Origin of the sequence: Oliverpabstia sp. (genome assembly GCF_022785585.1) — a bacterium.
In the GTDB taxonomy this organism is placed as follows: domain Bacteria; phylum Bacillota; class Clostridia; order Lachnospirales; family Lachnospiraceae; genus Oliverpabstia; species Oliverpabstia intestinalis.
Genome location: NZ_JALFPR010000166.1, coordinates 1 through 7984 on the forward strand (window position 1 = coordinate 1; position 7984 = coordinate 7984).

The following is a 7984-nucleotide window of genomic DNA, read 5'->3' on the forward strand; positions in this document are numbered from 1 at the left end:
GAAAATATAGCCAAGATGCTTTCTCCGGTAAATAGTCAGTCGTTTTTCCTTCATATCTGCCATCCGCTCGCCGTGGATCACGATTTCTCCATCATCCGCCCTGTCGATGCCACCGATGATATTTAACAATGTTGATTTTCCGGATCCCGACGGTCCAAGGAGGACACAAAACTCTCCCTGTTCGACCGCAAGATCGATTCCCTTTAATACTTCTACTTTACTCTCGCCCTGTCCAAAGGACTTCTTGATTCGTTGTAATGTAAGAAACATAAACTTCCTCCGGTTTTCTTCCCCATTTTCTGATTGCTTTCGGCTGCAGCTCTCTCCTTCTGAAAAATACCGCAGCCGTATTCACATTTTTGTGATTCGTTTCAACTGTTTTCACGCAGCTGCGGCTGTTTATAATTAGTTTCTCCTAACCATTTTACCACTATTTGTTCTTCTTTTGGTTTTTACTAATGATAATTTTTCTCATTTATACCATTCCTTCTGTCTTTCTATCCGAGTGCCACATCCAGAATCATCATCAGGCAGAATCCCACCCCGAAAAACAGCGTTCCGATATTCGAATGTTCCCCCGCAGACATCTCCGGGATCAGTTCTTCCACAACCACATAGATCATCGCCCCTGCCGCAAAGCTGAGCAGATAAGGCAGGGCCGGAACGATCAGCCCTGCTGCCAGGATCGTAACCGCGGCACCGATCGGCTCCACGATACCGGACAGCGTTCCTCCAAGAAAAGCTTTTGACTTTTTCATCCCCTGTGCCCGAAGCGGCATGGAAATAATCGCTCCTTCCGGAAAGTTCTGGATTGCGATACCGATGGAAAGTGCCAGTGCTCCCATGGCTGTAATTTTCGTGTTACCGGTCAGATAACCGGCATAAACCACACCGACCGCCATTCCCTCTGGGATGTTGTGTAAGGTTACCGCCAACACCAGCATCGTCGTCCTCGCCAGCCTGCTCTTCGGTCCTTCCGCCTTTTCACTGTTACGGTGCAGATGAGGAATGATATGATCCAGAGCCAGTAAAAATAAATTTCCGATCCAAAAGCCCACCACAGCCGGGATGAATGCCAGTCGTCCCATCCCTTCGGACTGATCCATCGCCGGAATCAGAAGACTCCATACCGAAGCCGCCACCATCACCCCTGCCGCAAAACCGGTCAGTGCCCGCTGTACCAGATCGCTCAGCTCTTTTTTCATAAAAAATACCCCCGCCGCTCCCAGTGTTGTTCCTACAAAAGGAATCAAAATTCCACCAATTACCTCTATATTCATATAAGCTTCTCCTCTCTTTTAAGTTAGTTTATACTAACTCATTTGTTTTTTCAATTTTTTTCTGCTTTAACGATAATCTTTCGCAATGTATGGAGGACAGAACCGACACCGCTGGTTTATTCTATGTATCTTCTGCTTCTCTTGCCATCCTTTTTCCAATATCAGATATATCATGCCCTCGTAAAGCAAAACCGTTCCTTCGGACCAATGATTGATATGCAAAACAATCCCCGTAACATGGAAGTTCTTTTCCCATGTTACGGAGGGTTTTGTTTTTCCTCTGGCTATTCTTTTTTACATCTCATATTTTTTCACAAACAGTGCCCGAATCGCATTCACCACTGCGATGACCATAACGCCCACATCTGCGAAGATCGCCATCCACATATTGGCAATGCCCAGGGCACCAAGCAGCAGACAGATCAGTTTGATACCGATGGCGAAATAAATATTTTCATATACAATATGCATACATTTTCTTGCAATATGGATCGCTGTGGCAATCTTTAACGGATCATCATCCATCAGTACGATATCGGCCGCCTCAATCGCGGCATCGGATCCCATGGCACCCATGGCAATTCCGATATCGGCTCTGGAAAGTACAGGTGCATCGTTGATTCCATCACCGACGAATGCCAGTTTTTCTTTTTCTGTCTTTCTGTCCAACAGTTCTTCTACTTTGCTTACTTTATCTCCCGGAAGCAGTTCGCTGTAAACCTCCTGAATTCCCAGATCCTTTGCCACATAATCTGCCACATTTTTCCGGTCACCTGTCAGCATGATGGTCTTTTTTACACCACATTTTTTCAGCTCATTAATCGCCTGTTTTGCGTGGGGTTTCACCGTATCGGAAATCAGAATATGTCCTGCGTATCTGCCGTTCACAGCCATATGCACAACTGTTCCTACATGACTGCAGGATCTGTATGCAATTCCCAGTTTTTCCATCAGTTTTTCATTTCCTGCTGCCACAGCAATGCCGTCTACTTTCGCAGTAACACCGTTGCCACTGATTTCTTCAATCTCTGTGACACGACTTCTGTCAATATTTTTTCCATAGGCTTTCTGCAGACTCTTGCTGATCGGATGAGAAGAAGAACACTCTGCAAGGGCTGCGTATTCCAGAAGTTTTGCATCTTCCAGCTCATTATGGTGTACTCCGCTTACTTCAAACACACCCTGTGTCATCGTACCGGTTTTATCAAATACCACATATTTTGTCTGAGACAAAGTCTCCAGATAGTTCGACCCCTTAACCAGAACACCTGCTTTACTTGCACCACCGATGCCTGCAAAAAAACTTAACGGAATACTGATGACCAGCGCACATGGACAGCTGATAACCAGGAAAGTCAGTGCACGGTAGATCCAGTCGCCCCACTCCGGTGACAGTCCCATGAAAAGTATACGAACCAGCGGAGGCAACACAGCCAGTGCCACCGCACCGTAGCATACCGCCGGAGTATAGTATTTTGCAAATTTTGAAATAAAATTCTCTGATTTTGATTTCTGAGAACTTGCATTTTCTACCAGATCAAGAATCCTGGATACCGTAGATTCTCCGAATTCCTTTGTAGTCCGAATCTTTAACACACCAGTCATATTGATACATCCGCTGATGATCTCATCCCCGCAGTGCACATCCTGCGGTACACTCTCTCCGGTCAGTGCACTTGTATTCAGTGTGGAAGCTCCTTCTGCCACGATACCGTCAATCGGCACTTTTTCTCCCGGCTGTACCACGATGACAGAGCCGATCTCCACTTCATCAGGATCCACCTGCTCCAGTTTTCCATCCTGTTCAATATTTGCATAATCCGGGCGGATATCCATCAGCTCGCTGATATTTCTGCGGCTCTTTCCGACCGCATAACTCTGGAACAATTCACCGATCTGATAAAACAGCATAACTGCTACGCCTTCTTTATAATCCCCAAGGAGAATCGCACCGATTGTTGCTACCGCCATCAGAAAATTCTCATCAAACATCTGTCGGTTTAAAATACCTTTTCCCGCTTTTTTCAGGATATCGTATCCAATGACCAGATATGGGATCATAAACAATACGAATTTTACATATCCTTTCATCGGAATCAGAGAAAACGCAACAACCAGTACTGCAGCTATCACAATACGGATCAGCATCTTTTTCTGCTTCTTATTCATACTAAAGCCTCCTTTATTCATTCAATGCGGTTACTGTTCACCGGGTAAAAAATACAGCGTAAAGAAACAACTTCGCTTTCCCGGGCAGTTTCTTTACGCTGTCATGATATCTTACAGATAAATCTCGCAGTCATCTTCTACTTTCTTGCAGTTTTTCAGTACATCCTGCATAACAGCTTTCGGATCCTGTCCTTCTTCAAATTCTACACTCATCTTCAGTGTCATAAAGTTTACATTTGCATTCTTTACACCTGCTGTGTTCTTTGCTGCTTCTTCCATCTTATTTGCACAGTTTGCGCAGTCTACTTCGATTTTATAGGTTTTTTTCATATTATTTACCTTTGCCTTTCTTTTCTACTTTTGTTTTTAATGTTATATATGAGCATTTGTTCATATGTTTGATTTTATTATAGCATCGATTTTCTATTTGTCAACTGTTTTTCCGATAGGATGCTTGTTCTTTTTATTTTACAATCTTCAACAGTAGTTCTGTTTCTTTTCTCTTCGGAGCCTCCGGCACTTCTTCCGGATAGCCGAGTGCGATCAGTGCGGATACCGATTCTGTCTCCGGGATCTGCAGAGCTTCTTTTACTTTTGCTTCTTCAAAGATTCCCATGATCACAGTTCCCAGACCTTTTTCCCAGGCAGCCAGACAGAAAGCTTCGCCCGCCAGCCCTGCATCGTAGGACTGCCAGTGTGTGCCCTTGGAGGTGGAAAAAGAACCATCTCTTTCATATCCGGACCGCTCATTGACTGTTGTCTCCACGATCAGCACCGGAGCCTGACCGATGATCCGCTGATTACCGGCAAATCCCATCACGCAGGTATCGGCGATCTCCTGCTTTTTCGCCTGGTTTATTATCGCGATGTAGTGGGCTGTCTGTGTATTTTTCCAGCTTGGTGCGTAGGCTGCTGCGCCAACAATCGCACGAATCTCCTCCTCACTTACTGCCTGGTCTGTGAATTTTCTGGTGCTTCTTCTCTCTTTAATGCCTTTTATTAATTCCATTTCCTGCTCCTCCTGTTCTGTACAATAAAGCAGAAAAATCGGAGAACAGCTCTTTGCAAAGAGACATTCTCCGGTTCTTCGTATGTTTTTTATTATTTTTACATTATTTTATTCAGATTGTCAATCGTTTTCACAATGACACACCATATCTCATACTCTGAATTATTCCCCAAGCTTTTTACCGGTCAGCATCTCGTAACCCTGCAGGTATTTGTTGATGGTCTTGTCCACGATTTCCTGTGGCAGTGTCCAGTTGTTATCCGGGTTTGCTTTCAGCCAGTCACGGGCAAACTGTTTGTCGAAAGAAGGCTGACCATGTCCTGCTTCATATCCTTCCGCCGGCCAAAACCGGGAACTGTCCGGTGTAAGCATCTCATCACCGATCACCATGTTTCCTTCTGCATCCAGTCCAAACTCGAACTTGGTATCTGCGATGATGATTCCTTTACTCAATGCATACTCTGCACATTTTTTATACAGCGCGATGGTGTTGTCACGAAGTTTTTTAGCCCGTTCCTGTCCTCTTCCCGGGAAGTATTTTTCCAGATGAGTTACGCTCTGTTCAAAAGAAATATTCTCATCGTGATCACCGATCTCTGCTTTGGTAGACGGGGTGTAAATAGGCTCCGGCAGTTTATCGGATTCTTTCAGTCCTTCCGGAAGTTCAATGCCACAGACTTTTCCGGTTTTCTTATAGCTCTCCCAGCCACTTCCTGTGATATATCCGCGAACGATGCACTCGATTGGCAGCATCTCCAGTTTCCGGCACATCATACTGTTACCGTTGAACTTTTCCTGCTGGAAGAATTCCGGCATATCTTTCACATCTACAGAAATCATGTGATTAGGAATGATATCCTCTGTCATGTCAAACCAGAACTTGGACATCTGTGTCAGGACAGCTCCTTTTTTGGTCACTTCATTGTTCAGAATCACATCAAAACAGCTGATACGATCTGTAGCTACCATGATCAGGCTGTCACCGTTATCATAAATCTCACGTACTTTTCCTTCTTTAATAGGTTTCATTTCCTGCATTTTACACACCTCATCCTTTTTTTCTTAGACAATGTCTGATGTATTTTCAGTACAGGAAAAGGCTACCACTATCTGAGGGTTATTGTCAAGACTTTGGCCGGTTTTCACTTATAGTTTTAAACGCAGCCAACTAATAAGTAGTACTTATAATTTGATATTCTTTATTAAGCACTGTTACTAAATCATGATTCGCACCTTCGGTGCTTGACGCTGCTTTCGCATCTATCATGATCGCCATTCGCCGCTCCCGATGAACAAACTTCGTTTGTTCCCGCTCGCTAACGCTCATTATATCATAAAAATATTGCATCATAACTTAAGTGAGCCATACGCTTACGCATACGGCTCTTCTATCTCTTATTTACCTTCTTCCAGAAGCTGCAAAAACTCTGCTTCCGGCATCGGTTTATAGTAATAATATCCCTGAATATAATCACATCCGTTCGCCCGCAGGAATGCTGCCTGTTCTTCGGTCTCTGCACCTTCCGCTACCAGTCGAATCCCCAGCTGATGTGCCATATCGATAATTGCCCGCAGGATACTCTCTGACTTTTTATTAACTCCGATATTTCGTACAAAACTGATATCCATCTTCAGGATATCAAAATCATAATCCTGCAACATTCCAAAAGACGAATATCCGTTTCCGAAGTCATCCAGCAGGATCTCTGCACCGTTTTCTTTCAGATGCATCAGCATACGGGTGTGATTCTCGCCTATTGCTGCCAGAGAAGTCTCAGTAATTTCAAAGCGGATCTTCTGTTCATTCTGATTGTTTTTTTTCAGTCCCCGCACGATCCATTCCAGCATATTTTCATCGTAGAAGTCCATCCAGGAAAGATTGACGGATACAGGTACAAACCGTTTCTTTTCTGCTCTTCGCTGATCCAGACAGCCTGTCACTTTCTCAATCATATAGCGATCCAGTTCGGAGATATAGCCTCCCTTTTCCAGTGCCGGAATAAACTGTCCGGGAGAAATAAATCCTTTCTGCTCATGAAACCAGCGCACCAGGGCCTCCGCCGATACGATTTTTCCGGTTTTCGCATCCACGACCGGCTGATAAAACACCTGAAATTCCTGTTTTTCAATCCCCTCTTCGAATTCCGAACAGATTTCCATCTCATCCACATAGGTATCTTTCATATCGCTTTTAAAAATAGCATAGGGTTTCAGATACTCATCTGTGATATATCCCTTTGCAAGTTTTGCTCTGTCTATCATACCGGTGACCGACACATCATTTTCCTGGATATAATAAATACCACAGGTACTGTAAATATGCATCTTTCTTTTCCGTAATTGAAATTACAAAATTCTGTCAGATAGTCATAATCCAAATTCCTTGCTTCGATCAGACACGCAAAATGATCCGATTCAATCCTCGAAGTATCAATGGGAGCAAATCTTGAATATATGATCCTCTGGTAAAACCAGCACAGTAATTTATCTCCACCACCTACGCCGAGAAGTTCATTGACTGCCTTAAAATTTTTAATATTAAAAAACAGAAGCACATAATCTGTTTTTGCAGGCATCTCTTTTAATGATCTTGACACCCGGCGGATAAACTCCTTTCTGTTATCTCCCCCCGTTACCTGATCAATATAATCTCGTTCAAAAAGTGCGATCGTGTTCCGCACTCTGGTGTTAACAATCCTTGCATCAAAAGGTCTGCTGAAATAATCACTGACCCCCATTTCATAAGCGTGCCCAATATATTCATTGGATGTCTCTGCAGATATAATAATAACCGGAAGTTCTTTCAGCCAGTTACGCTGCTGCATCACCTGCAGCACGCCGAATCCATCCAGTTCCGGCATGGTAATATCCAGAAGTACGATAGAGAAACTATAAAGTCCTTCCTCCATGATTGCTATGGCTTTTTTCCCATCTTCCGCTTCCACAATATCATATTCATCTTCCAATATTCCGGTCAGAATCTCACGATTCATCTCGGAATCGTCCATGATCAGAATACGTCTTTTTCTCGTCTGTTTCATTTATGTGTTCTCCATACAAATGTTAACAGCCACTTCCCTTCTGCTTCTTTCGTTAGTATACCGATTATATTATACTCTATTTTCGATGCAGTGTTTATTATTTCTCTTTATTTCTGCCCACAGGATGTTGCTGTCGTTACTGTTCACTGGCGCATCCTCGCGAGGCATTTTTCACTTTACAGGAAAGCAATTTCCCGTAAAACAAAAAAAGCCGGAGAACTGCGGAACAGTTCTCCAACCTCTCATTTTCTGTTTATTTTATTTCTCATCTGCCGGTACGTCTTTGATGCTGAAGCTCATTCTTCCCATCTTATCCTTGCCCATACAGATCACTTTGACTTCATCGCCCAGTGTCAGAACATCCTCTACCCGGTTGATACGCTCTTTTGCGATCTTGGAGATATGAACCATACCCTCTTGTCCTGGTGCAAATTCGATATATGCGCCGAATTCTAGGATGCGTCCTTCTTTACCGGTGAAAAGCT

At 43.7% G+C, this 7984-nt stretch carries 9 protein-coding genes; all 9 read right to left on the reverse strand.

What is annotated here, in order from left to right; all coding sequences use genetic code 11:
• Positions 1-270: ATP-binding cassette domain-containing protein (locus MSA64_RS11405; RefSeq protein ID WP_287891667.1), on the reverse strand; the 270-nt coding region annotated here is incomplete at its 3' end.
• Between the two features lie 227 nt (positions 271-497).
• Entirely contained in the window at positions 498-1280 is a 783-nt protein-coding gene (locus MSA64_RS11410; protein ID WP_022172224.1) for a ZIP family metal transporter, read from the reverse strand.
• A 294-nt stretch (positions 1281-1574) separates the two neighbouring features.
• Complete coding sequence (locus MSA64_RS11415) at positions 1575-3449, reverse strand: heavy metal translocating P-type ATPase (protein ID WP_287891669.1); 1875 nt, start codon at positions 3447-3449, stop codon at positions 1575-1577.
• A 111-nt stretch (positions 3450-3560) separates the two neighbouring features.
• Positions 3561-3779 (reverse strand): cation transporter, encoded by a 219-nt coding sequence (locus MSA64_RS11420; RefSeq protein ID WP_022172226.1) that lies wholly within the window; start codon positions 3777-3779, stop codon positions 3561-3563.
• A gap of 133 nt (positions 3780-3912) precedes the next feature.
• On the reverse strand, positions 3913-4458 hold the full coding sequence (locus MSA64_RS11425; RefSeq protein WP_287891670.1) for a nitroreductase family protein: 546 nt from the start codon (positions 4456-4458) through the stop codon (positions 3913-3915).
• Between the two features lie 162 nt (positions 4459-4620).
• On the reverse strand, positions 4621-5496 hold the full coding sequence (locus MSA64_RS11430; RefSeq protein ID WP_287891671.1) for a phosphoribosylaminoimidazolesuccinocarboxamide synthase: 876 nt from the start codon (positions 5494-5496) through the stop codon (positions 4621-4623).
• Positions 5497-5853: 357 nt separating this feature from the next.
• The gene (locus MSA64_RS11435) at positions 5854-6783 is read right to left on the reverse strand and encodes a putative bifunctional diguanylate cyclase/phosphodiesterase (RefSeq protein WP_287891672.1); all 930 of its coding nucleotides are present in this window, start codon (positions 6781-6783) and stop codon (positions 5854-5856) included.
• Positions 6717-7499, reverse strand: coding sequence for a response regulator (locus tag MSA64_RS11440; protein WP_154431981.1), 783 nt, complete (start codon positions 7497-7499; stop codon positions 6717-6719). The genes MSA64_RS11435 and MSA64_RS11440 overlap by 67 nt, the downstream gene beginning before the upstream one ends.
• Before the next feature lie 258 nt (positions 7500-7757).
• The coding region (locus MSA64_RS11445) for a S1 RNA-binding domain-containing protein (protein ID WP_287891678.1) at positions 7758-7984 on the reverse strand (227 nt) is incomplete at its 5' end.